Origin of the sequence: Paenibacillus sp. FSL H8-0122 (assembly GCF_038005345.1) — a bacterium.
Taxonomy (GTDB): Bacteria; Bacillota; Bacilli; order Paenibacillales; family Paenibacillaceae; genus Paenibacillus_AQ.
Window position 1 is genome coordinate 6,636,235 of the sequence record NZ_JBBOTB010000001.1, and the last position, 23,367, is coordinate 6,659,601.

Annotated in this window: 23 protein-coding genes; 1 reads left to right on the forward strand and 22 read right to left on the reverse strand. The window is 54.1% G+C overall.

What is annotated here, in order from left to right; all coding sequences use genetic code 11:
- Positions 1–35: 35 nt before the first annotated feature.
- From spoIIE to pth, 14 genes are all read right to left on the reverse strand, one after another.
- Positions 36–2,543, reverse strand: coding sequence for a stage II sporulation protein E (spoIIE, locus tag NSS64_RS28380; RefSeq protein WP_341142295.1), 2,508 nt, complete (start codon positions 2,541–2,543; stop codon positions 36–38).
- Positions 2,544–3,216: 673 nt separating this feature from the next.
- Positions 3,217–3,717 (reverse strand): S1 domain-containing RNA-binding protein, encoded by a 501-nt coding sequence (locus NSS64_RS28385; protein ID WP_036696437.1) that lies wholly within the window; start codon positions 3,715–3,717, stop codon positions 3,217–3,219.
- A gap of 125 nt (positions 3,718–3,842) precedes the next feature.
- Positions 3,843–4,178 carry an FtsB family cell division protein gene (locus NSS64_RS28390; protein WP_340945749.1) on the reverse strand — a complete coding sequence of 112 codons (336 nt, stop codon included), beginning with the start codon at positions 4,176–4,178 and terminating at the stop codon, positions 3,843–3,845.
- Positions 4,179–4,209: 31 nt separating this feature from the next.
- Positions 4,210–4,773, reverse strand: a complete 564-nt coding sequence (gene yabQ / locus NSS64_RS28395) for a spore cortex biosynthesis protein YabQ (protein WP_340945750.1) — start codon at positions 4,771–4,773, stop codon at positions 4,210–4,212.
- Complete coding sequence (gene yabP / locus NSS64_RS28400; RefSeq protein WP_076082791.1) at positions 4,770–5,054, reverse strand: sporulation protein YabP; 285 nt, start codon at positions 5,052–5,054, stop codon at positions 4,770–4,772. Before yabP ends, yabQ begins: the two co-directional genes overlap by 4 nt.
- Positions 5,055–5,185: 131 nt before the next feature.
- Positions 5,186–5,464: an RNA-binding S4 domain-containing protein gene (locus tag NSS64_RS28405; protein ID WP_036723951.1), complete on the reverse strand. Its 279-nt coding sequence runs from the start codon at positions 5,462–5,464 to the stop codon at positions 5,186–5,188.
- A complete protein-coding gene (locus tag NSS64_RS28410) occupies positions 5,464–5,736 on the reverse strand; it encodes an HU family DNA-binding protein (RefSeq protein ID WP_036723954.1) in 273 nt (90 codons plus the stop codon). The genes NSS64_RS28405 and NSS64_RS28410 overlap by 1 nt, the downstream gene beginning before the upstream one ends.
- Before the next feature lie 286 nt (positions 5,737–6,022).
- Positions 6,023–7,522: a nucleoside triphosphate pyrophosphohydrolase gene (gene mazG, locus NSS64_RS28415; protein ID WP_341142296.1), complete on the reverse strand. Its 1,500-nt coding sequence runs from the start codon at positions 7,520–7,522 to the stop codon at positions 6,023–6,025.
- A 78-nt stretch (positions 7,523–7,600) separates the two neighbouring features.
- A complete protein-coding gene (locus NSS64_RS28420; RefSeq protein WP_341142297.1) occupies positions 7,601–9,253 on the reverse strand; it encodes a putative polysaccharide biosynthesis protein in 1,653 nt (550 codons plus the stop codon).
- A 207-nt stretch (positions 9,254–9,460) separates the two neighbouring features.
- Complete coding sequence (spoVT, locus tag NSS64_RS28425; RefSeq protein ID WP_036723994.1) at positions 9,461–10,003, reverse strand: stage V sporulation protein T; 543 nt, start codon at positions 10,001–10,003, stop codon at positions 9,461–9,463.
- A 305-nt stretch (positions 10,004–10,308) separates the two neighbouring features.
- Entirely contained in the window at positions 10,309–11,358 is a 1,050-nt protein-coding gene (locus NSS64_RS28430) for a peptidylprolyl isomerase (RefSeq protein WP_036723960.1), read from the reverse strand.
- Positions 11,345–14,869, reverse strand: a complete 3,525-nt coding sequence (gene mfd, locus NSS64_RS28435) for a transcription-repair coupling factor (RefSeq protein ID WP_341142298.1) — start codon at positions 14,867–14,869, stop codon at positions 11,345–11,347. Before mfd ends, NSS64_RS28430 begins: the two co-directional genes overlap by 14 nt.
- A 132-nt stretch (positions 14,870–15,001) precedes the next feature.
- A complete protein-coding gene (locus NSS64_RS28440; protein WP_036696405.1) occupies positions 15,002–15,232 on the reverse strand; it encodes an anti-sigma-F factor Fin family protein in 231 nt (76 codons plus the stop codon).
- A 90-nt stretch (positions 15,233–15,322) separates the two neighbouring features.
- Positions 15,323–15,883 (reverse strand): aminoacyl-tRNA hydrolase, encoded by a 561-nt coding sequence (gene pth / locus NSS64_RS28445; RefSeq protein WP_036723962.1) that lies wholly within the window; start codon positions 15,881–15,883, stop codon positions 15,323–15,325.
- An 85-nt stretch (positions 15,884–15,968) separates the two neighbouring features.
- Here pth and NSS64_RS28450 point away from each other — a divergent pair, with 85 nt between their 5' ends.
- A complete protein-coding gene (locus NSS64_RS28450; RefSeq protein ID WP_379254216.1) occupies positions 15,969–16,175 on the forward strand; it encodes a hypothetical protein in 207 nt (68 codons plus the stop codon).
- Positions 16,176–16,279: 104 nt separating this feature from the next.
- On the opposite strand, the gene NSS64_RS28455 is transcribed toward NSS64_RS28450, so the two are convergent.
- The 8 genes from NSS64_RS28455 to yabG all read right to left on the reverse strand — a co-directional run bounded on the left by NSS64_RS28455 (position 16,280) and on the right by yabG (position 23,346).
- Positions 16,280–17,233 carry a ribose-phosphate diphosphokinase gene (locus NSS64_RS28455; protein WP_019914487.1) on the reverse strand — a complete coding sequence of 318 codons (954 nt, stop codon included), beginning with the start codon at positions 17,231–17,233 and terminating at the stop codon, positions 16,280–16,282.
- A 108-nt stretch (positions 17,234–17,341) separates the two neighbouring features.
- Positions 17,342–18,742 carry a bifunctional UDP-N-acetylglucosamine diphosphorylase/glucosamine-1-phosphate N-acetyltransferase GlmU gene (glmU, locus tag NSS64_RS28460; protein WP_341142299.1) on the reverse strand — a complete coding sequence of 467 codons (1,401 nt, stop codon included), beginning with the start codon at positions 18,740–18,742 and terminating at the stop codon, positions 17,342–17,344.
- A 242-nt stretch (positions 18,743–18,984) separates the two neighbouring features.
- The gene (spoVG, locus tag NSS64_RS28465; protein ID WP_036696395.1) at positions 18,985–19,272 is read right to left on the reverse strand and encodes a septation regulator SpoVG; all 288 of its coding nucleotides are present in this window, start codon (positions 19,270–19,272) and stop codon (positions 18,985–18,987) included.
- Positions 19,273–19,481: 209 nt separating this feature from the next.
- Positions 19,482–20,309, reverse strand: a complete 828-nt coding sequence (purR, locus tag NSS64_RS28470; protein WP_036723965.1) for a pur operon repressor — start codon at positions 20,307–20,309, stop codon at positions 19,482–19,484.
- A 165-nt stretch (positions 20,310–20,474) separates the two neighbouring features.
- Complete coding sequence (ispE, locus tag NSS64_RS28475; protein WP_340946788.1) at positions 20,475–21,329, reverse strand: 4-(cytidine 5'-diphospho)-2-C-methyl-D-erythritol kinase; 855 nt, start codon at positions 21,327–21,329, stop codon at positions 20,475–20,477.
- Between the two features lie 158 nt (positions 21,330–21,487).
- Entirely contained in the window at positions 21,488–21,667 is a 180-nt protein-coding gene (locus NSS64_RS28480) for a small, acid-soluble spore protein, alpha/beta type (RefSeq protein WP_036723967.1), read from the reverse strand.
- Positions 21,668–21,892: 225 nt separating this feature from the next.
- Entirely contained in the window at positions 21,893–22,168 is a 276-nt protein-coding gene (veg, locus tag NSS64_RS28485) for a biofilm formation stimulator Veg (RefSeq protein ID WP_036696386.1), read from the reverse strand.
- A gap of 269 nt (positions 22,169–22,437) precedes the next feature.
- On the reverse strand, positions 22,438–23,346 hold the full coding sequence (gene yabG, locus NSS64_RS28490) for a sporulation peptidase YabG (RefSeq protein WP_340945767.1): 909 nt from the start codon (positions 23,344–23,346) through the stop codon (positions 22,438–22,440).
- Positions 23,347–23,367 lie beyond the last annotated feature (21 nt).

A 23,367-nucleotide genomic window follows, 5' to 3' on the forward strand; every position in this document is an offset into this window, starting at 1 on the left:
AGACTAATTAGTTGTCAGGTCAATGGCTTACTTCGTTAGCTAACCGTACGCGGACGCTCCATCCGGCCCACGCCGGGCATATGCAGGCTGGACCATTCCGGGTGGTAATGATCCACACGGCTGACCACGATGGTCATGTCATCATGGACCTCATTGCCCTGATAGCGGATTACTTTATCCAGCAGCTCGTCCGCCATATCCTGCGGGTCATCACCCTCCAGCTCCTGAATCAGACGTTTCATCCATATCTCCTTATTAACGGCATAACCGGGCGCATCATAAATACCATCAGTCATCATAATGAGGATGTCACCGGGGCGAAGCTGCATGGTGACCAGATCGACCTCGATATCTTTGATGATGCCGATCGGCAGATTGCTGGCCGTCACGGGGATCACCTCGCTGCCCCGCCGGATGAAGCTCGGAGCGGAAGCAATCTTCATGAAGATGGTCTGCGCTGAATACTGGTCGATCAGCGCCATATCTACTGTCGCATAGAATTCATCCGGGGAGCGCAGCAGCAGAATGGAGTTAACAGATTTCACCGCCAGCTTCTCATCCATTCCTGATTGCAGCAGCTTCTCCAGCATAGATAACGCAGCGCTGCTCTCCATCCGGGCCCGCTCCCCGTTGCCCATTCCGTCACTGATGGAGACGGCAAAGGTGCCGTTACCCAGCTCCACCGTACTGAAGCTGTCTCCCGACAGCATATCGCCTCCCATAGCGGCGGCAGCTACACCGGAGCTTATCTCGTAAGCCTTCGCCGAGCCAAAGGTCACCATCGACAGGCCCTCGCGGGGATGGACGGCGGTCTCACTGACCACTGCGATATTCTCCTCCAGAATATCCGAGAGCAGCGGGGCGATCATTTTGCGGCATTCATCGAAGCCCCGGGTGTAGGCATGCACGACTTCAATCTCTACCCGGCCGGGATCGAGACTCAGAATCTCAATGCTGTGAATGGAGAGGCCCAGCTTCTCCAGCGCCTCCCGGATCTGGCTCTCCTGCCGGTACATCGCCTGCCCTTCCCGCTTAATCTCCTTCGCCAGGTCCTCCATTACCTGCGAGACGCCGGATAATTGCTCAGCCACAAATTGGCGGCTGTCGTATATTTGCCGCTTCCAGCGCATATCATGCTGGTATAGCTCATATTGGCCCTTCATCACCTCAAGAACCTCCCCCGTCCTGCCGCAGATCCGGCTCCACTCCGGCGGCAGCTGGGCAGCGGTAATGTCCGGGCACTCCTCCACCGTGGTCATCATGTCGGTCATATACCTGTAGGTCTGATAGAACTTGGCATCCCAGCAGTGGGTCCGCCGGATGCACCCGGCGCAGGCTCCCTCTGTTACCGTATTCATAAAATCCTCCATCTCACGGTCGCTTTTGCCCGCCTCTGCGGCCCGGGGAATCTGCCCGAAGCTGCTGGAGAGCTGCTGGAATACCTGCGAGAACTGGGTCACCCGGTCTGCTGTAATATCCCGGACCCTCCGGGCATATTCATGCTGGGAACGGCTGTGATCGGCCGTGCCTGGTACATATTTGGCAATGGCAGTAATCATCCCCTTAGGTGTTAGAAGAAACAATACTACAGCTGCACAGGTCTCCCAGGTAGAATTCATGACATCGCCCGGTCCCATGAAGTATACAGATAGAATCGTTGATCCCAGCAGCATCCCGATGGAGACCGCCCCTTTGCGTCCGGACTGCATCATACCTGCCAGCATCCCGGAAAAGGCCAGGAGGCTCATTTGATAGATGGCTCCGATATCGGCCAGACTGAGAATAAGTCCGGTCACTACACCAACCGCAGCACCAAGCGGCGCTCCTCCGGCCAGGGCAAAGATCAGAATCAGAAACCGCGATAAAACATGCTCCAGCGATAGACCGTTAATGGTCCAGCCGACAAGGCCGGTCATGACGGAAGCCAGCAAGATGATCAGACAGAGTACCTCCTCATTGCGGAGTGCCCTGCTTTTCTGCTTATAGGTGAATAAAGGAAGCGCCTGCAGGAATACAAGCGTCAGCAAGAACCCGAGTATAGCATCAATGGCCGCCATCATCAGCGGATACCACGTGAGCGAAGGACCGATAACGACCTGGAACAGTCCCACCATAAAAGAAGCTACGAACACCATCAGAGGGGCATAAGACAGATCCACCCGCTGGAAGTTCTCCAGCCCTTTGTAGATCAGATAAAAAATAATCAGCTCTGCCGCAACCACGATGGCACCCGGAAACGGGGTGAAGAGACTGCCGAGCACGATGGCTGCGGCCACAGGCAGCATGGAATCCCTGCGCATAAATACAATGACGGCGAAATAAGCAGCAGCAAACGGGGTAAGCTCATCCAGGATCATAGCCCGTCCCAGCAAAAAGCCCATAAGGCTAAGCAGCAGCACCCACTTCTTGACCGTGATGAACTGGATAACCGGCAGCTTGGTGCCCCACGCCTTCAAGCGCGTACCTAAGGCTTCTTTCTGATTTTTGTCTTTGCTTCCTGCTCTTGTCCACTCCGGCAAATTCACCACATTGCTTTTACTCATTCCCTGCACCACCCGTTTATGAATTTTATGGTTCTCATTATATAGCGGGGGTCTTAAGAAAGTTTGTCAGAAACGGAGAGCAATCTGTAAAAAATTTCCGACAAAAAAGCCTGTCCCGACATTCTGTGGAAAAGCCTCCCAATCCCATACGGGGTAAAAGATCGGCTGCGGACTGCCGCAGTCAGACTGCCGGTTGCAGGTAGTGGCCGCGCGGACATTCGTCAGCGATTGCCCTAGAGTTATGTGAGAATGGCATAGATGCTGTCGGCAATTTGTTCAAAGCCCGACAAAAATAGCCGGAAGCTTGGGCGCGCGGTATAGAGCTGGGGCGGGGTGGGCTGCTCATACTCTGCGTTGCGAGCAAATTGTAGTCGGTTTTCCGATTACATTTGGTCCATACACCTCTCCGTTGCCGATTGTAATCGGTTTTCCGATTACATTTGGTCAATGCACCTCCATGTTGCCGATTGTAGTCGGTTTTCCGATTACATTTGGTCAATGCGCTTCCACGTTATCGATTGTAATCGGTTTTCCGATTACATTTGGTTCACGCGCCTCCAAGCTGCCAATGGTGTTCGGTTTTTGGCCTACATTCGGCCCGCGGGCACAAACACAAAAAAACCGCGAAGGGCGCAACGCCCCTGCGGTTTATTTATGATGTGCAAGACTCAGATTATACGCGCTTGGCTCCACGGCCGCCGCGCTTTCCTTCTGTGTTCTTCTTGATCGAAGATATCCGTTCTTCGCTGTCTTTCAGGAAGCGTGACATTTTATCCTCGAATGAAGGTTTACCGGCTGCAGGCTTGAATGGACGCCCACCCCGTTCACGATTGAATCCACCGCCGCCTCCGCCACTGCCGCCACCACCGCCGAAACGGTCTCCACCGCTTGGACGTTCAGGTCTTGGAGCTCTGGGGGGACGTACTTCCGATGCCGGCTTATCAACGGCTTGCTTAATGGAAAGTCCGATCTTGCCGTCCTTGTCAACATTGATCACCTTAACGGTTACTACATCCGCAATCTTCAAATGATCGTTGACATCCTTGACGTAGTTATCGGCGATCTCCGAGATGTGAACGAGACCTGTGACACCTCCTGACAGATCCACAAATGCTCCGAAATGCGTGATGCCTGTCACCTTGCCCTCTAACTTGGTGCCCACTTCAATTGCCATAGAATAAAATGATCCTCCCTTAAAAATATACAGACGAATATAATGTCCATCCTGTCTGCGGTGATTTGATTATACAGTAAAGAGCAAAGCAAGGCAACACAGCGTAAGCCTCTTTTCGCCTGCTTTTATTGCCCGGATTGCTCGGTACGGATAGGTGATTCGCCTGCAGGATACATATTGTACCATTTACGCGCTAATTGTCCGATATACTCATCGTCATTCAGACGCGAGACCTCATATTTCAGTTGATTCAGCGTAGCTGTTACACTCTCATTGCTCTCGGTCTTACGGGCGAGCTGTGCACTCTTGTCTGCGATTGCTGCGCTCTGGGCAAAGAAAGTGAATCCGGCCCAGCCGAAGAAAACAGCCATCACAAGAATCCATATAAACTTTCTTCTCTTCGCGCCTGCGGCCGAAGCACTCTGGTTCGTATTCTTCTCTTCCGCAGAGAATCTGTTCATTTAAGCTTACCTCCAGTTCCAGGGTTCAAGGTCAGCGCTTCCGCCACCCTGATATCCACTTGGTGATCCTCACGATCCGGGCGCTATGAACGAACCGGGATGTATACGGAGAGGCCCACCTTACAGGAAGTACCCAGATTGGCTTGGTTAGACGCAGCAGCAGCTTAAAAATATAAAGAAGGACCCGGCCGAACAGCAGCACTGTTCCCTTAATCAGGCGCCACAGCCAGAGAATCGGACCTCCGATAACTATGGTAATGAACCGCCATAGCTTCCTGCATGCATACTGCACCGACTGAATTAACCTTACCACAAAACGCTGCACCGTAATACTGAAGATCAAAAAATAGATCCATACACCTAGAAAGAGGCCAAGAACGACATAAAACCTCAATTGTCCCTGGTTTCCGGCATAAAGCATGCGAAAGACCAGCAGGGCCGCCCCTATCCAATACAGCAAATCCAGCAGCGCATTCAGCCAATTGGGAAATCTCAGCTTCTGCGACAGCACCCGGTAGCTGTCATAGGCCAGTCCCATGCAAATGCCGGACAGAATCATATAGAGCAGGGTGATCCATTGAACGGAGGGATTCATTTAAACAGCTTGCGGAGAATCCCTTTATTTTTGCCTTGCGCCCCGGGGTCAAGATAAATCAGGGAATGAACATTGCCTTCAAGGGACAGCATTCCATTCTCCAGACTTAGATTCTTGATATGTAAATGAGTACCCCGAATGGTCAGTTGGCCGAGTTCTGTACTTAGCAGAAACTCCTCGTTGTCAAAGCTCTCCACATTCTGCACACCTGTCAGCTCAATCTGCTTACGGCTGCGCATGTGCAGATCATGCTGTTTGTTGACTTTAGTTGGCTCCATCATAGCATGTACCCCTCCTTCTTGGTTCTAATCTATGAAGGAAGGACAGGGTATAGAACAAGAAAAAAGAGGCATCCCGCTCCGCCGTCTTCCGGCTTCAGGAATACCTCTTCACCTTATGCTGCAATCATTTGCTACCAGTCGAGTCCCGTGCTTTTGGCAACCGGCTCTTCACGGAGCAGGGTATACATTCCGGCGGCCTCGTCCTTGCGGGTGGTTTCCACCAGCTTTTCCACTTTGACCGTCACAAGCTTTTGGCCGAACTGCACAGTAATCTCGTCACCGATCTTCACTGTGCTGCTCGGTTTGGACTCCCGTCCATTGATCAACACCCGGCCCTGTTCGGACACATCCTTGGCCACGGTGCGGCGCTTGATCAGACGGGAGACCTTCAGGAACTTGTCCAGACGCATTAGTTAACGGCTTCTTTGAGCTTGTTACCTGCCTTGAAGGCCGGCACTGTGGATTCAGGAATTTCGATAGGTGTGCCCGATTGCGGGTTACGGCCGGTGCGGCCGGAACGTTTGCGCGTTTCAAAAGTACCGAAGCCGATCAGCTGTACTTTATCTCCGCTTGCGAGAGCTTCTGTAATTTCGCCCAGCATTCCGTTAAGTACGGTTTCTACGTCTTTTTTGGCCAATCCGCTTTTCTCGGAAATGTTGTTTACCAGATCTGTCTTGTTCATAATTTGAAGTTCCTCCTAGGATACAAAAAATAAATGAAAATCAGGTTTACCGGGGAATCACGGCAAATCGTCATTTCGTCTTTATGATATTCTGGATTCCGCCCTCAATTCCTGCCACGATCCGCCGTTTTTTTTGAAAAAGTAACATCGTGAGTAGGATATGGGGGTTATAGCACTATAACATTATAAACCTCTCAATGCATTTTAAATCAGAGATTCGCGCCAATAGTCACAGCATTGCCGTGAAACGCGCGGGATATACCGCCGAAGACTATAATTCTAAAATCTATTGCTTCCGCTCTTCTGTCTTGGCTTCCTGCCAGAGGGCCTCCATCTCTTCGAGCGGGCTGTCCTCCAGCCGGACCCCCTGATCCCGCAGACGCTGCTCAATATACTCGAAGCGGGATACGAATTTGCGGTTGGTGCGGGTCAGCGCTTCTTCCGGATCGGCTCCGATGAAGCGGGCCACATTGGTGGCTGCGAACAGCAGGTCGCCCAGCTCCAGCATCTGCTCCTCGGCGGACTGTCCCGTCTCAATCGCTTCCTGAAGCTCGTCAACCTCCTCGCGGATCTTGGCCAGCACATCACTGGTGTTATCCCAGTCGAAGCCGACGCGGGACGCCTTCTTCTGCAGCTTATACGCCTTCATCAGAGCCGGCAGATCCCTCGGAACCCCGCTGAGTGCGGACAGGGCTTCGGGCTTCACGCCTTTGCGCCGCTTCTCCTCAGCCTTCATCCCTTCCCAGTTCTGCAGTGCCTCCTCGGCATTGCCCGCCGCCTGATCGCCGAATACATGCGGGTGGCGGAACAGCAGCTTCTCATTCAGCCCCTCAATGACATCGTAGACACTGAAGGTTCCCAGCTCCTCTTCCATCTGGGAGTGAAGCATAATCTGGAGCAGCAGGTCGCCCAGCTCTTCCCTCATATGGTCCGGATCATCCTCGTCAATTGTCTCCAGCACCTCATAGGTCTCTTCGATCAGATTTTTGCGCAAGGATTCATGCGTCTGCTCACGGTCCCAGGGACAGCCCTCGGGGCTCCGCAGAATATCGACAATCTCATGCAGCCGGGCAAAGGTGCGGTTACGTGCTTCATCCGCAAGGCTCGCCGGAACATATACCAGCGACAGATTACCATAGCCGTCCAGCCGGTCCAGCTCGTACAGCGGCACCCGGAGAATCTGCTCTTCGCCCTCCACGCCAAGCGCATGTGCGGCAATGACCTCATACTCGGGCGGGTACAGCTCCATCAGGCAGAGCTTGGTCTCGGATGCAGTGAAGCTGTCATAGACCTGCCCGATCAGGGTGTGCAGCTCCGGGTGAAGCTGGGAGCTGCGGATACCGGAGGCGTCCAGCAGCTGGAAGCCTTCAATCGGATCAAAGCCCAGACGGACGAACGCTTCATCCAGGAAGCTCTCGCCGCCGAGGATATTCAGCTCAATGCCCGCCTCCGGGCAGCGCCCGCGCAGCAGGGAGACGGCGGATTCGGCCACCATCGGATGCCCCGGCACGGCATAGACGATCTCCGTGCCCTGCGGAGCGGATGCAGCCTTCTCCATTAGCGTTGCCGCAATGGCTTCATAGACCTCAGGGAAGGACGACAGCGACTCATACAGCCCGTCGAAGGACTCCCAGACGATCTCCATCTCCCCCAGTGCAGCCATGACAGGATGCTCTGCGGTCCGCACGTATACGGCCGAGGCCGCCTTCAGCTTCTTGATAATGCCCAGTGTCAGCCGGTCCGGGTTCCCGGAGCCCAGGCCGACGATCGTTAATGTTGCGCTCATGCCATTCTGCTCCTTCCAGGCAGCCGCGTCCTGCTGTTCGCGAAAGGCGGCTGCGCTATGTATCTATTGAGCTGCGCCTTATGGGAACAGGCGCAGCTTCTTCAGCTTGTCCGCTAAGCGCGGGCCGAAGCCCGGAAGCTGGCGCAGCTCGCTCTCGCTGAGCAGCCGCAGCGCCACTGCGCCGAGTGCGAAGACGGCGCAGCCTGCGAGCACGCCGAGCAGGCTCTGCGCCAGGGCCGCGGTCCGCCCGCCGCCGAAGCCGGCGGCGTCTGCCGCCCAGGCTGCGCCGTGGCTCACGGCCGCGGCGGCCAGCGCGAGGCCCGCGAGCAGCGCCGCGGGCTTCAGCAGGACATCTGCGGCGCGCAGCCGCAGATGTCCCTGCCGGTAGAGCAGCAGCACGTTCAGCGCTGCTGCGAAGAGATGTGCGGCCACGCCAGCGATGGCCGCACCGGTAATGCCCTGCTGCGGGACGAGCAGCAGGTTGAGGGCCGCCTTAAGCACAGCGGCGGCCAGCAGGGTCAGCGCCGGCGCGCGCACGGCGCCCAGGCCTTGCAGCAGCGCGGCGGAGATGATGCTGACCGTGCCGCCCGCGGCGGTGAAGGCCAGCCAGGTCATCGCTCCGCTGCCGGCGGCGTCCCCGTACAGAGCCGTGTTCACCGGCTCGGCAAGCACGGCCAGACCTACGGAGGCGGCCAGCCCGAGGAGCCAGAACCAGCGCAGCGACAGCGTGATGCGCGTGCGGATCAGGGCCTCATCCCGCTGGTACTTCGCTTCAGCCAGTGCCGGGATGAAGACGACCGAGAGCGAGGTCGCCAGCATCGTTACGATCTGCACGAGCGGCAGCCCGCGGTTATAGATGCCGAACTGGGCCATCGCCGCCGTCTCGCTGCTCCCGCTCCCCGCCAGCAGACGGGGAACTGTGAAGACATCGACCAGTCCGATTAACGGAACAGCCAGCGCACCAAGCATCACCGGGAGGCCATAGGCTAACAGCTCGCGGGCAGGAATGCCCTGCTTATCCCTTCGTACGGCCGATGCCGTTCTGTTCTGAAGCGGAGCTTGAGGCAGCCTGTCGGGCAAGCCCCGGCGGTGGCTGCGCCAATATAGCAGCATCACGCCGAGACCGGCGATCCCGCCCCCGGCTGGACCCAGCATCGCACCCGCAGCGATTCCTGCCGCATCTGCGCCAGCGCCCGTCAGATACAGCAGAAGCGCGATCATGACCGCCACGCGTACCGACTGCTCGACCACCTGTGACACGGCGGTCGGCATCATATTATGCAGTCCCTGGAAGTAGCCGCGCAGCGCCGCCATCAGCGGCACCACCGCCAGCCCCCAGGCGCTGCTGCGCAGCGCCGGGACTATATGGGAGCTGCCGACCCATACCGCAATGAGCGGAGCCCCGGCGTAGACCAGAATGCCGAGCACCAGGCCGCTGGCCGCTGTAATTCCGGCGGATAGCAGCAGGACCCGCCGCCCCTTCTGCGCGTCCTGTGCCGCCGAGGCCTCGGCCACGAACCGCGAGATGGCGGCAGGCAGCCCGAGCATCGCCACCGTAACCAGAATGGTATACAGCGGATAGACCGTATTGTAGATACCGAACGCGGCGTCACCGCCCAGATTCTGCAGCGGTATCTTCTGGAGCGTACCGATCAGTTTCGAGAAAATAGCTGCCGCGCTAAGAATAAAAGCGCCCTGCAGCAGCTTCGAGCCTTGCGAATTGGATGTCATCGTTTACCTGCTTCTACAGCCATAACTGCCATAATATAGAGCTTGCTTTAACCTAAGCAAATGAATTTCTATATTATAACTTATCTAAGGGTAGAAGTGTAAATGGCTATGCGTCTATTCCTTAGCGGGCCGATTCACAGCAAAAACCCGCCATTCCCTACGGTCATAATAACCAAAGGAAAAGCGGGACTCTCCAGCACCAGCTGATTACTGCTCCATTTGCTTGCCCAGGAAGGCTGCGGCTGTCTCCGCCATTTTCACTTCCATCTGGGCCATCTTGACTGAATCATCCTTATTCAGCAGCACTACGCAGCCGATCGGATCTCCTCCGGAGATAATAGGCGCTGCCACATAAGTGGATAACAGCTCCGTGTGGTCCTTGCTGATGTCATAGCTGCCTGCATTGGTCTCAAGCATCGTTTTACGGCTTTCCATTACCTTTTCCAGCAGCACACCCACTTGCTTCTCCAGATAATCCTTCTTGGAGCCGCCGGCGAGCGCGATGAACGTGTCCCGGTCCGTAATCATGGTAATATGCCCTGTTCCTTCATACAGCGACTCTGCATATTCCTTGGCGAAATCGCCCAATTCACCAATCGGTGAATATTTTTTCAATATAACCTCACCATCGCGGTCAACAAAAATTTCCAGAGGATCGCCCTCACGAATCCGTAAGGTGCGTCTGATCTCTTTGGGGATAACAACTCGTCCGAGGTCATCAATACGTCTTACAATACCAGTAGCTTTCATTTCAAATGTTGCCCCGCTTTCCTTAAGATGTATGGTCCAACTACTGTCCATTATGGGAATGGTTAATCCCGGTGATTTATCGTAATATCTGACCATAGTATTCATCTCTTCCCAGTTCCTTATACATCCGTCAGTCCGCATATAATTGTTCATGGAGAATGAGAACGCCCCGGCCCGGCATCATTCCAGTTATGATCACAAATAGTCATTTCTATACCGCCGCAGTATTTTCCCCGTTTTGCTCTATTGCGGCAAAAAAAACCGCCCGGATGCATGGCGCATCAGGCGGCTTGTCCAGCCTAAATTTATTTAGCGGCTTCTGTAGCAGCCGGTGTATCTGTAGCGGCTGGCGTGTCACTGCCCGCAGCCGGAGCCGGTGTGGCTGTGGCTCCCGCGCTGCCTGCAGCAGCTGAGCTCTTCGGCAGATTGATTTTAATCTCCAGACTGTCCAGTTCCTTCTCCAGGAAGGTCTCCAGGCTGGCAGAAGCGGCAGAGTTCTTCACAGCCTTCAGCTGGTCGGCAGTCAGCGTATCAAAGGTAGTGTCCTTGCGGGCTTCCACCTTGATAATGTGATATCCGTAGGTAGTCTTGACCGGCTCACTGATCGTATTCAGCGGAAGACTGTGGGCCGCAGCCTTGAACTCTGCTACATATTCTACCAGAGCCTTGTCCTTATATTCACCGCCGGTTTCCTTCGTGCCGGTATCATCCGAGTATTCCTTGGCAACGGCTGCAAAGTCCGCCCCGCCATCCAGCTTCGCCTTCACTTCCTGGGCGCGCTTCAGCGCATCGGCATCCGTCCGCTCTTTACCGGCGCTATCGGTCAGGCCCACCAGGACATGGCGCAGAGTAGCCACGCTATAATCAGCCTTGGTGGCTTCATAATGGGTCTTGACCTGCTCGTCCGTTAATTTCAGCAGCATGTCCTGATATACGGTAAGTACGCGCTGCATATAGGAACGCAGGTCCGACTCGCTTAGATCCTGTTCCTTCAGCGTGCTCTTGTACTTATCGCCCAGCGCAGTCTTGATAGAGCCGATCTGAGTATCGACTTCCTTCTCCGCAGCCTTCTTCGCTTCATCCGTGGCCTTGTCCGCCAAGTATTCGAACGCGACCTCCTGCTTCAGGATGGATTCCTTGAACATATCGATCTCCAGATACTGCGCCTGCTCGGGGGACAGGAATTTCATTACGCGGGTATCCAGATTGAATTCCTTCTGGGTAATGGTGCCGCCCTTATACGTTGCCACCGCAGTATCATCACTTTTATTGCTGCAGGCAGCAAGCATGGAGAAGGACAGGGCTGCAGTCAGCGAGACCACCAGTACCTTCCAGGATTTTTTATTTAACGACATTGTGTAATTCTCCCTTCGATTTTAAAGACTGTTTGGCTGCCGCCAGGAATTGCTCCAGCACATCCAGCAGCTCCTTGTCACCTAAATCCTTCGCTTTGATCCGGATCGTTGCCTTGGCATCCTTATCAAATTGTACACGCCTTTCGAAGCTATTACCAACTTTGGCGAGCTTTGCCGTATCAAACGCCCCGAGGCTGCCCTCGTGGAAATTAAGCAGGGCATCATCCCCGCGCCGGACCATGGATTCCATGCCGTACAGCTTGCCATACACCTTCAACCGGGCCACAGAGAGCAGATTAATAACGGCTTCCGGCAATTCGCCGAACCGGTCCAGCAGCTCATCCTCAAGCTCGGAGGCATCTTCGAAGGAAGCCACAGCAGCAACCTTCTTATAGATTTCTATTTTTTGGATACTGTCGTAAATATACTCGGAAGGAAGATACGCGTCAATCGACAAATCAATGACCGTATTCCCCTGCTTCAGGGAAGTATCCTCCTCGCCAAGCACGCTCACCTTGCGTTTGCGGATTTCCTCCGCCAGCATCTGTGAATACAGGTCGAAGCCGACCGAGGCAATGAAGCCGTGCTGCTCCGCCCCCAGCAGATTGCCTGCTCCCCGGATGGAGAGATCGCGCATAGCAATTTTGAAGCCTGAACCGAGCTCGGTGAATTCCTTGATGGACTGCAGGCGCTTCTCAGCCACCTCGGTCAGCACTTTATCGCGCTGGTAGGTGAAGTAGGCGTAAGCAATCCGGTTGGAACGGCCGACGCGTCCGCGCAGCTGATAGAGCTGGGACAGACCCATTTTGTCAGCATCATGAACAATCAGTGTATTTACATTAGGAATATCGACACCGGTCTCTATAATACTGGTGCTGACCAGCACATCATACTCTCCGTCCAGGAAGTCGAGAATCGTCTTCTCAAGCTCCGATTCCGACATCTGTCCATGCCCGATACCCACTCTTGCCTCCGGCACCAGCATGGAGATCTGCGCCGCCATTTCCTGAATCCCCTGTACACGGTTGTACAGATAATAGACCTGCCCGCCACGGGCCAGCTCGCGCTCCACTGCTTCCCGGGTCAGCGTCTGGCTATGCTCCACCACATACGTCTGTACGGGAAAGCGGTTCTCCGGTGGTGTCTCAATAACTGACAAGTCACGCACCCCGAGCATCGACATATGCAGCGTGCGGGGAATCGGTGTGGCTGTCAGAGTCAATACATCGACATTGGTCTTCAGCCGCTTCAGCTTCTCCTTGTGGGTCACGCCGAAACGCTGCTCTTCATCGACAATCAGAAGGCCGAGGTCCTTGAAGACCAGATCCTGTGACAGCAGCCGGTGTGTGCCGATAATAACATCCACTGTCCCCTGGCGTACTCCCTTGATCGTCTCATTCTGCTCCTTGCGGCTGCGGAACCGGCTCAATACCTGAATATTCAGCGGATAATTGGCGAAGCGCTCACGGAAGGTCTCGTAGTGCTGCTGCGCCAGAATCGTCGTCGGCACGAGCACAGCCACCTGCTTGCCCTCTATAGCAGATTTAAAAGCAGCCCGGATCGCCACCTCTGTCTTGCCATAGCCTACATCACCGCAGAGCAGCCGGTCCATCGGACGGTTCTGCTCCATATCCTTCTTGATCTCTTCGATCGCCCGCAGCTGGTCACGGGTCTCCTCATAAGGGAACATCTCTTCGAATTCGCGCTGCTCCTGCGTATCCTTCTCGAAGCCATAGCCAAGCGCGCTCTGGCGCTCTGCGTACAGCTTGATCAGATCATCGGCGATATCCTGAACCGAGCTCCGCACCTTGCTGGTCACCCGGGTCCATTCATTGCCGCCCAGCTTATAGACCTTCGGCTCCTTGTCTTCCGAGCCGACATATTTCTGAATCAGGTCAATCTGTTCAATCGGAACAGAGAGCTTGTCGCCTCCAGCATAGAGGATATGCATATAGTCGCGGTGAATGCCGCTGACCTCAAGCGTCCCGATGCCCATATATTTACCGATCCCGTGATTCTGGTGAACCACATAATCCCCGATCTTCAGCTCGGTATAGCTCTTAATCCGTTCGGCATTATCAATGCCCTTCGAGACCTTCCGCGCCTTGCGCTGCTTCTGCGAGAACATCTCACCTTCAGTGATCACCGCGAGATGAATCGAAGGAAGCTCGAAGCCGGAGCCCAGGTTACCCTGCAGAATCGTCGGCTCCTCGATGCCATAGTCATCCAGTACCCGGCGGATACGCTCCATCCGCTCCTCGCCATTAGCCAGCATGATCACCTTCACGCCGGACTTGTGCCAACGCTCCATCTCGGATTTCAGCACATTCATCTGGCCATGGAAGTCCTGCATTCCGCGGCTGATGAAGCCTAAGATATTCTGTGGCTGAATATGTGGAACCTGACGCAGAAATATCGACATAAACAGGCTCTGGAACGGACGCTGGTACATAATAACCTCGCTGTCGACAGAGAGCTGCAGCTCAGGCAGCGTCTTGCCGTTCTGCAGCAAGTGCAGATTCCATTCCGACTCATCCCGCTCCAGCTGCTTGGCGGTCTCCAGAAGTCTGGCCGGCTCATCCAGGACAAGCAAAGTATCCTGAGCCATATAATCATACAGATGAATACGTTCAGGGTAGAGCAGACTGATATATTTATAGACTTCCGGGAAATAGGTACCCTGCCGCAGCATCTCCAGCTCCCGGCCCATCTCCTCACGCAGACGCAGCTTGGCCTGACGGTCACTCATCTTCTCAAGCTGCCGCTCCAGCATTGCAGACGCAGCGGTAGAAGCCGCATCCTGGCGGAGCTGATCGAATATAATCTCCTTGGCCGGTGTAATCTTCACACTGCGGACCTTATCGATGGAGCGCTGATCCATAGGATCGAAGGTGCGGATAGAGTCTACCTCATCATCAAACAGCTCCACCCGGTAAGCCAGTGGAGAGGTCATGGGATAGAAGTCGATAATACCGCCGCGTACACTAAGCTCACCGCGGTTCTCTACCCGCTCCACCCGCTCATAGCCCATCTCAATCATAGACATGAGGAAGTCATCCAGTGGCAAGGTTCCTTCCTGCGAAACCGTAAGCTGGGCTTCAGCCATGACATGCGGAGCGGGGAGCAGCCTCCGAACGCCGGAGTAGGGAACGACCACAATCCCCCGGAAGCCCTGGGCGCAGCGCGTCAGCACATCAATCCGCTGGGCCAGCGTCTCCGGGCTTGAGACAGCGGCCTCAGCCGCCACCAGCTCATTCGCCGGGTAGAGCAGCACTTGCTCCGGGGAAAGCGCTTCCTGCAAATCATCAGCCATCTTCTGGGCTGAGAACATATTATGGGTCACAACCAAGAGCGGACGCTGCGTCTCCTCATGCAGGGCAGCCAGCATGATTTGTCTGGCCGAGCCGGACAGACCGGAGATAAGCTGTTCCTTCATCCCTGCTGCGATGCCACAGGTGACAGACTGGAAATCAGTATCCTTGGAAAAATCTTCTATAAGACCTTGTAACAACAGGTGCACCTCTCTTACTAAACAGGCTGACAGCGGCAATGCCGCTATCACCTATTATAATTGGAATCGAAAACAAGCCTCAGCGGATAAGGCCAAGGCTTGCGGATGACGATAGAGACAGGCGCTTCCACCTTACTGAAGCGGACTGGCCAGCAGGCTGAGCTCGGGGTTGTTATCCAGCGCCTGCTTGCAGTAATCGCAGGTCACCTTCACCGTAATCTCGCCTTCTGAATCATACGCTATGATATCTCTGCGCTCCGCAGGGGTCAAGGATTGCAGCCCCAGCTGCATCTCTGTAATATCGCTTCTGCCAATGCTTCCCAAGAACGTCCGGCAGTGCCTGCATACATAGTGTATTGCCATCTATATGCCTCCTGAAGGTAGTATATACCTTCAGTATGCCCCGCCCGGGAGGGCTTTAGCCGCAGGGTCCTGAACCCTATGCCTTGTATTTCATCCGTTGAATTTGGCCATGGTCTGTTCAAAGGTATGCTGCAGGCTATATTCCACAGCATCGCAAGTATCACTTATCATGCTCTCAAGCCTTGCTCCATCCTTCTTGGCGAAGGTAGATAGTACGTAGTCAACTATAGCAAAGCCCGGCTCCGGACGGGATATGCCCATCCGCACCCGGTTGAAGCTCTGGGTGCCCGTATGCTGAATGATGGACTTGATGCCATTGTGCCCGCCGGCACTGCCTTGATAACGCAGCCTGATCTTACCCAGCTCCGTATCCAGGTCATCATAGACCACAATCATATCTTCCAGCTGGACCTTATAATAATCCATATAAGCCCGTACCGCTTCCCCGGACAGATTCATGAAGGTCATCGGCTTGATCAGCACAGTCTTCACACCGCCGATCATCCCTTCACCGATTACCGATTTGCATTTATTCTGGTTAAAGGCAATTCCGTGTCTGGACGCAAGCTCATCGAGGGCCATGAAGCCGACATTATGCTTGGTCTTCGCGTATTGCGTTCCGGGATTCCCGAGTCCAACAATCCATTTCATATTTAAGGTTTTTCCTTTCCGCCCGGTACTCTCAGCAGAAGAGTTCCGTTTTTGGTACAATAAGTTTATACTCCGGAGACAGGTGATGAACATGCCACATCAGGGCGATATCTTAACACTGCAGCGCCATTTCCAGTACCATATTCAATATGCTGTGCCTGTTGAAGTCTATAGGGGGAACGCGCACGTAGACATCGGTGTAATTACAGCGGTGGACGAAGGCTTCGTAGAGCTGCAGGGTACGCTGTACAACCGCAGCCTCTTCACCTTCATCTCCCGTCCGGGATATTGAAGCTTATACGAGCCTTTAGTCCCTGCCGCTGCATCACGCCGATAAGGGTTACACCTTCCGCTTGACGAAAGGTGTAACCCTTTTTCTGCTGATCTGCCTGCGGCCTATTCGATTTCGAACAGCTTACTGATCGACAGCTCTTCATGCACGCGAATGATAGCTTCGCCCATAAGCGGGGCTACGGACAGTACCTTGAGCTTGGAGGTCGGGTTACTGCTGCGAATTGGAATGGTATCCGTCACGATAATTTCTTTGATCGGAGAGTTTTCCAGACGTTCATGCGCCGGACCGGATAATACAGGATGCGTACAGCAGGCGTAGACTTCTTTCACGCCGCCTTCCATCAGAGCATTGGCTCCCAGAACGATCGTTCCTGCCGTATCGATGATATCATCGATCAGGATCGCCGTTTTGCCTTCAATATTACCGATAATGTTCATAACCTCACTGACGTTCGGTTCAGGACGGCGCTTGTCGATAATCGCCAGCGGAGCATTAAGGAAGTCTGCCAGCTTTCTGGCACGCACCACGCCCCCATGGTCAGGAGAGACGACCACCGGGTTCTGAATTTGCTTCGAACGGAAGTATTGAGCCAGAATCGGAACACCCAGCAGATGATCCACAGGAATGTCGAAGAAGCCTTGAATCTGCATCGCATGAAGGTCCATAGTAATGACGCGATGTGCACCCGCCTTCTCAATCAGGTTCGCTACCAGCTTGGCCGTAATCGGATCACGGGAACGGGCCTTACGGTCTTGACGGGCATACCCGTAGTAAGGAATCACGACATTGATGCTCTTCGCGGAGGCACGCTTAAGCGCATCTACCATCACCAGAAGCTCCATCAGATTGTCGTTCACCGGTCCGCAGGTGGACTGTACGATATAGACATGACAGCCCCGGACACTCTCCGACAGCTTAACCTGAATCTCTCCGTCACTGAAGCTGGTCGTATGGGACTCGCCCATCGGAATGCCGATATAATCAGCAATCTGGCTGGCCAGCTTAGGATTGGAGTTGCAGGTGAAAATCTTGAGTTTGGAATCACAATAAGTCATAAAATATAAACCCTCCGTGACGGAATTTAACTGGTCAAAGCACCGGCGCGGATGTGCAAGAAGTCCGTCCGGCGCTCTAAGCCTACAGCTGCTTTCTGCTTACACGCTTTACGATGGACTATGCTGGTCTTTCTTCGCCTTGGCCCGGGAGCGGATCTTCTCTGCATATCCCGGCTTATTCTCCTGCCTTGCTCTGGCAATCGCCAGATCGTTCTCCGATACCGGACGCGTAATCGTGGAACCGGCGACAATGAATGCGCCCTTGCCCACTGTAACCGGAGCCACAAGGTTCACGTTGCTGCCGATAAAGGCATCATCGCCAATCTCGGTTCTGAACTTATTATAGCCGTCATAATTAACGGTGATCGCGCCGCAGCCGATATTGACATTCTTACCAACCTCAGCATCACCGACATAGCTTAAATGAGATACCTTGGAGCCGTCGCCGATTGTAGCATTCTTGATCTCTACGAAGTCGCCGACCTTAACACCCTCACCCAGAACGGTACCGGGACGTAAATACGCAAAAGGCCCAACGGAAGCCCGTGTGCCGACCTGAGCCTGATTCAGCACGGAATGCTTCACAGCCGCTCCGTCCATAATCACGCAGTCTTCAATTTCACTTGCCGGACCAATCACACAATCTTCGCCGATCACTGTCTTGCCCTTGAGTACCGTGCCCGGATACAGCACAGTATCTGCTCCAATGACAACATCTGCTCCAATGTAGGTTGAAGCCGGATCGATGATAGTGACTCCTCCGAGCATATGACCCCGGTTGATGCGCTGACGCATATAGCCTTCGGCTTCAGACAACGCCAGTCGGTCATTCACACCAATGGACTCTGCTGCATCATGGGCCTGATAGCCCAGAACGATATCGCCCTGCGCCCGGAGTATGCCGATAACATCCGTCAAATAATATTCCTGCTGGTTGTTGGTATTCGTAACCTTCTCGAGAGCAGCAAAGAGCTTCGCGTTATCAAAACAATACGTCCCTGTATTAATCTCGTTAACCGCAGCTTCACTCTCTGTGCAATCCTTCTGTTCCACAATCTTCAGCACTCCGCCGTCTTCGCCGCGGATAATCCGTCCATATCCGGCAGGCTGCTCCATAACAGCAGTAAGGACCGTTGCAGCAGCATTCTGCGCTTCATGCAGCACCATCATGCCTTCGAGTGTCTCGCTCATGACAAGCGGCGTATCTCCGCAGATGACAATGGTGGTTCCTTCTTCGCTGCCCAGAAGATCCTTGGTCTGCTTGACGGCATGGCCGGTTCCAAGCTGGACATCCTGGAGCACATATTCGGCATCCTCGCCTAAGTATGCCTTAACCTTCTCGGCGCCGTGGCCTACAACAACTACATTACGCTGGCATCCGGTTGCCTTCACTGTATCAAGCACGTGCCCTACCATCGGTTTACCGCAGACAGGGTGCAGTACCTTGTATAATTTAGATTTCATGCGCTTGCCTTGACCTGCAGCAAGTACAACAGCCATTCTTTTCAAGAATGCCAACCTCCCACTTCTTGAACTCACTACTGAATATATCTCATTCCGGGCAAAAAGAAAAGAGAACCATGCAGGCATGGTTCCCTTTTCTTCGAACCCCAATAAAATCCCCCACAATGTGGGGCTTTGGCTCCGAGGCTGACCCGGGTACTTTGCGGGGACCCCGAAACATATAAAACGGTATGGCCTATTGCCGCCCTGGGGAGGCAGCAACTTCCAGAGAGTCAGCGGTTCACCGCTTAAGCTCCCTCTTCAATAACTTCCTCTTCTTCCGTAGCGGCACGTTCGTACTCGGCCAGAACCGCAGATTGAATCTTCTCGCGCGTTCCCGAAGAAATCGGGTGTGCGATATCGCGGAATTCTCCGTCAGGTGTACGCTTGCTGGGCATTGCAACAAACATCCCGTTATTCCCGTCGATGACGCGAATGTCATGAACAACAAACTCGTTATCGATTGTAATGGATGCGATTGCTTTCATTCTCCCCTCAGAGTTGACGCGGCGGAGTCTGACATCCGTAATTTGCATGTGTGTGTTCACCACCTTTTTCCATCAGAGACTTGGTGTATAATTCCACACAGCAAAGCGAATTCCTTCTTTTTCATTCCAAATAATGCCTGATTAAGAAGATTATTTTTGCAGAATCGTCGATTTCGACAGATTTCGTGCAGTTATCTTAAGAATCCTCACAGTTTCGACATTATGCGCGACTTTTCAGAACCGGCAGTATCCCTCGTTCAGGAGGAGAAATAGTTGCCCGGAAACGCCGAAATACGCCGCACCTTGGAGTCCACCTCTGTCAGCTTCACCAGCGACACGTAGTCATGCAGCAGACGTTCTTCATTCTCCACGTCGCCGGACTCTACGAGCACGCCTACACCTGCGACCTCTGCATTGAACTCACCCAACAGATCGACCATTCCGCGTACGGTGCCGCCCGCCTTCATGAAGTCATCGACAATCAGCACCCGGGATTTCTCGCGCAGTGCCCGTCTGGACAGGGACATCGTATGAATGCTCTTATGGGAGCCCGATACATAGTTGATGCTTACAGCCGAGCCCTCGGTTACCTGATGGTCACGGCGGACCAGCACGACCGGCAGCCCCAGCTGTGCAGCCGTTGCGTACGCCAGCGGAATCCCCTTGGTCTCCACCGTCATGACGACATCAATCTCCACGCCGTAGAAGGCGGTGGCAATGATCTTGCCGGCCTGCTCCATCAGGGACGGGAGGCCGAGCAGATCCGACATATACAGATAACCGCCGGGCAGTATCCGGTCGCTCTGCTCAAGCTGCCCGCACAGACGGTTCACGAAGGCAAGCGCCATATCCATAGGCATGCGCGGAATATAACGCACTCCGCCCGCTGCCCCGGCCAGTGTCTGCAGCTCGCCCATTCCTTCGCCTTCAAATACCTCTTTTATAATAGCCAGGTCCTCGCTGACCGATGACTTCGCCGCACCGTACCGCTCTGCAAAAGTGGACAGAGGCAGCAGATCATGCGGCTTCTCCAGTAAAAATTGGGTCATGTCAACTAACCGTTGGCTTCGTTTAAGTTTTTTCACGGAACGCTCCTCGCCTTATAAGCTGAATTTAAGAATAATGCATGCTTGCTTCTTAAATTCACTTTATACAAAACCGAATATTACTATGAATAATATCATTATTGTACGGATTTACACAAGCGAAAACCGCTCTGCCTCCGTGATCAGAGGATGGTTCCGCTCCGCTTAGCTCAGCGAACGCACTGCATAGACTTCCTTGCAGAATCCGCGCAGCCCGTTATAGATTCTCGCCACCTTGGAGTGCTTGGAGACAAGGCCAAATACGGTCGGACCGCTCCCCGACATCAGCACGCCATCCGCCCCCAGCTTCAGCATCGCTTCCTTGAGCTGCTGCACCTCAGGGTGCAGCTTCAGCGTCACATCCTCCAGCACGTTGCCAAGGCCCTCACAGACGGCTGAGAAGTCACCGGCCTCCAGAGCCTGCTGCATGCGGAGCGCGGACGGATGCACCGCTATGTTGCCGGCGCGTACGCGTCCGTATACCTCAGCCGTCGATACATTGATCGGCGGCTTCGCCAGGATGACCCACATTTGCGGAGGATTCGCGATTTGGGTCAGCCGTTCGCCCCTGCCCGTAGCCAGGGCAGTGCCTCCTGTGACGCAGAACGGGACGTCTGAGCCCAGCTCAGCGCCCAGCTCCTGCAGCTCCTGCACCGGGATGCCCAGGCGCCAGAGCCGGTTCAGGCCGCGCAGCGTAGCCGCGGCATCGCTGCTGCCGCCGGCGAGGCCGGCAGCCACCGGAATTCTTTTGTCCAGATGGATATGTACTCCGCTTCTGACGTTATACCGGTCCTTGATCAGCCTTGCCGCCTGGAAGGCCAGATTCTTCTCATCCAGCGGGATATATCCGGCCTGGCTTGAGATAATAATCGAATCCCGCTTCAGCTCCGACAGCTCCAGACGGTCCGCCAGATCGACCATTGTCATTATCATTTCCACTTCATGAAATCCGTCAGCCCGCTTATGCAGCACATCCAGCATCAGATTAATTTTTGCCGGTGCCTTCTCATACATTTTCAAGGCGTTCACCCACCCTCAGCTTTTCCCGTACAAAACAACTTAACATATTATATGAGAAACTGACAGTGAAGTCCATTAAATAAACATCCGGTTCTATGAAGCAGAAAAGGTACCGCCCGCAGGCGATACCCGGTGCGGCATAACACCGCTATAGCCGCTTACAATTTCCGCGCAGCAGCCTGCTCTGCCAGCTGAATCGCCCGTTTCACCATATTCCCGGCGTCGACTGCCCGGATTCCGCCCCAGCCCTCCTGCTCAACCGTTTCGTAGAACCCAAGCTCCTTGGCCAGCTCCGTCTTCAATTCCTCCGACATCATGCTTCGTCTTCTGCGGCTCATTACGAATTCCTCCCTTGTATGCTGCTCTATGATGAACGTACTGCCTATGTAGTATGCAGCCGGGAGGCCAGTGTCATGCAGCATAATTCAGTAAGACCCCTACATGCAAAATAACCCCACAAAGTGGGGCTTTAGCGTAGGTGTTGACTCAGGTACTTTGCGGGGACACCAAAACATAAAAATTCTATCAAAAAACAGCCCCCCCGCAGGGAGACTGTCATGACGCTAAGCTTTGATATACATAATCCGCATCTGCCCATCGTCTTCGGTAACTGTGATTTCCACAGATTCAGTAAGTATATCGGCATAGCTATAGGAGACACGCTTGAATGTCTGCTGCTCCTGATCGAGTTTGACAATAAATACAGAAGGGTACGTTTCTTCCAGGACACCGGTGCGTTCAACGGTCTTCCGACGGCCACCGTTAGCCCGCAACGTGATCTTATGACCGACGTGAGCTTCAAGACTGCGTTTAATTTCTAACAGCGCGTTATTAGCCATTACCTGACGACCACCTCTTTCCTTGTCCATTATACAACCTCTATAACCACTTGTCAAATTAAATAAATAATTATAGATGATGAGAAAAAAGTTGTCAACGGAATTTTTTTAGACGGGGATATTCCTGACTTAAGCACCTTGTTATCAGTAATGATGACTGGCTGCTCCCTAACCCATCTTGTGTCCTAAGCGGCTTCCGTGGCAGCAAAATAGGATAAGCACGAATGCTTACCCTATTCCTTCCGCCTGTTCAGTTATCACTTGAATGGTTACAGCACCGAAGGCGCTACCTTCAGCGTAGCCAGGTTCTGCAGCTGAGGCATTCCGATCCGGAAGCTGCCCCGCGTCTCGATTCCGCCCATCCCCTGATTGCCGCTGATCGTATGGCTCAGCACATCGCTTAAGTTCACCGTATCCCGGATAGAGGTAAAAGAGGCCTTGGCCGCGATATACACCGGGTCCAGGGCATGAATGAGTATTCTGCCCGGGGAGCTGGCGAAGTTGGCACCATTGCCCAGGAGAGCCTCGAAGTGCGACTGGCAGGCTCCGGCTACAATCGTCAAAGCATCGAAATTCCGCTCATATTCACGGGCCACCCGGATGGCTGCCACAAAATTCTGTGAATTCTTATAGCTGCTCAGACTGTACAGATCATAATTCTGCTGTTGCTTAAGTACTCCATCATGGCCGGTAATCACTACGATATCGGGACGCACACGGGGCAGCAGACGGTACAGCGTCTCCGCCATTTTGGATTCGTTGACATGATGTCCCTCCGCCGGTATGCGCAGCTGCTCGTAGAGGCTCAGGCTCTTCTTCAGATAGAGTGCATCACCATCCAAATGCAGGACCTTACCCGGCACTTCAAAATAAGCCGCTTCCTTCGGAGATTGGCCCCAGGTTCCCGTGGACCCCGACACGCTCTCTCCGCTTCGCTGGCTCTGCACCTGCCGGTCTTTACGCAACCAGGTTAGAGATTCTGTTGCCTTGATCTGCGCACGCGCTCCCCGCTCGGTAACCCGTGTAGGAGGCACCTGAACCAGATCCTCCAGCGGGGAATCCGCCAGCAGACGGAACTCCGTGCCTTTAATGACTGCTCTATTCTGCAATATATTGTCTACCCGGAAGGTCACATCGCCGCCATAGGATTTACGAATGACCAAGTCTCCTAGATTCATCACAACACCACCTCTACCCCA

What these genes read in the sequence shown, in the direction of transcription:
- yabQ (WP_340945750.1), bottom strand. Translation starts at nt 4,773, where the DNA reads ATGAATCCCTCCGTTCAATGGATCACCCTGCTCTATATGATTCTGTCC.
- spoIIE (WP_341142295.1), bottom strand. Translation starts at nt 2,543, where the DNA reads ATGAGTAAAAGCAATGTGGTGAATTTGCCGGAGTGGACAAGAGCAGGA.
- NSS64_RS28420 (WP_341142297.1), bottom strand. Translation starts at nt 9,253, where the DNA reads ATGACATCCAATTCGCAAGGCTCGAAGCTGCTGCAGGGCGCTTTTATT.
- veg (WP_036696386.1), bottom strand. Translation starts at nt 22,168, where the DNA reads ATGGCTAATAACGCGCTGTTAGAAATTAAACGCAGTCTTGAAGCTCAC.
- NSS64_RS28450 (WP_379254216.1), top strand. Translation starts at nt 15,969, where the DNA reads ATGAACATGCCACATCAGGGCGATATCTTAACACTGCAGCGCCATTTC.
- NSS64_RS28480 (WP_036723967.1), bottom strand. Translation starts at nt 21,667, where the DNA reads ATGAGCCGCAGAAGACGAAGCATGATGTCGGAGGAATTGAAGACGGAG.
- NSS64_RS28455 (WP_019914487.1), bottom strand. Translation starts at nt 17,233, where the DNA reads ATGACTTATTGTGATTCCAAACTCAAGATTTTCACCTGCAACTCCAAT.
- mazG (WP_341142296.1), bottom strand. Translation starts at nt 7,522, where the DNA reads ATGAGCGCAACATTAACGATCGTCGGCCTGGGCTCCGGGAACCCGGAC.
- NSS64_RS28385 (WP_036696437.1), bottom strand. Translation starts at nt 3,717, where the DNA reads ATGGCAATTGAAGTGGGCACCAAGTTAGAGGGCAAGGTGACAGGCATC.
- NSS64_RS28410 (WP_036723954.1), bottom strand. Translation starts at nt 5,736, where the DNA reads ATGAACAAGACAGATCTGGTAAACAACATTTCCGAGAAAAGCGGATTG.
- NSS64_RS28440 (WP_036696405.1), bottom strand. Translation starts at nt 15,232, where the DNA reads ATGGCAATACACTATGTATGCAGGCACTGCCGGACGTTCTTGGGAAGC.
- NSS64_RS28430 (WP_036723960.1), bottom strand. Translation starts at nt 11,358, where the DNA reads ATGTCGTTAAATAAAAAATCCTGGAAGGTACTGGTGGTCTCGCTGACT.
- spoVT (WP_036723994.1), bottom strand. Translation starts at nt 10,003, where the DNA reads ATGAAAGCTACTGGTATTGTAAGACGTATTGATGACCTCGGACGAGTT.
- yabP (WP_076082791.1), bottom strand. Translation starts at nt 5,054, where the DNA reads ATGATGGAGCCAACTAAAGTCAACAAACAGCATGATCTGCACATGCGC.
- NSS64_RS28390 (WP_340945749.1), bottom strand. Translation starts at nt 4,178, where the DNA reads ATGAACAGATTCTCTGCGGAAGAGAAGAATACGAACCAGAGTGCTTCG.
- pth (WP_036723962.1), bottom strand. Translation starts at nt 15,883, where the DNA reads ATGAAATGGATTGTTGGACTCGGGAATCCCGGAACGCAATACGCGAAG.
- yabG (WP_340945767.1), bottom strand. Translation starts at nt 23,346, where the DNA reads ATGAATCTAGGAGACTTGGTCATTCGTAAATCCTATGGCGGCGATGTG.
- spoVG (WP_036696395.1), bottom strand. Translation starts at nt 19,272, where the DNA reads ATGCAAATTACGGATGTCAGACTCCGCCGCGTCAACTCTGAGGGGAGA.
- NSS64_RS28405 (WP_036723951.1), bottom strand. Translation starts at nt 5,464, where the DNA reads ATGCGTCTGGACAAGTTCCTGAAGGTCTCCCGTCTGATCAAGCGCCGC.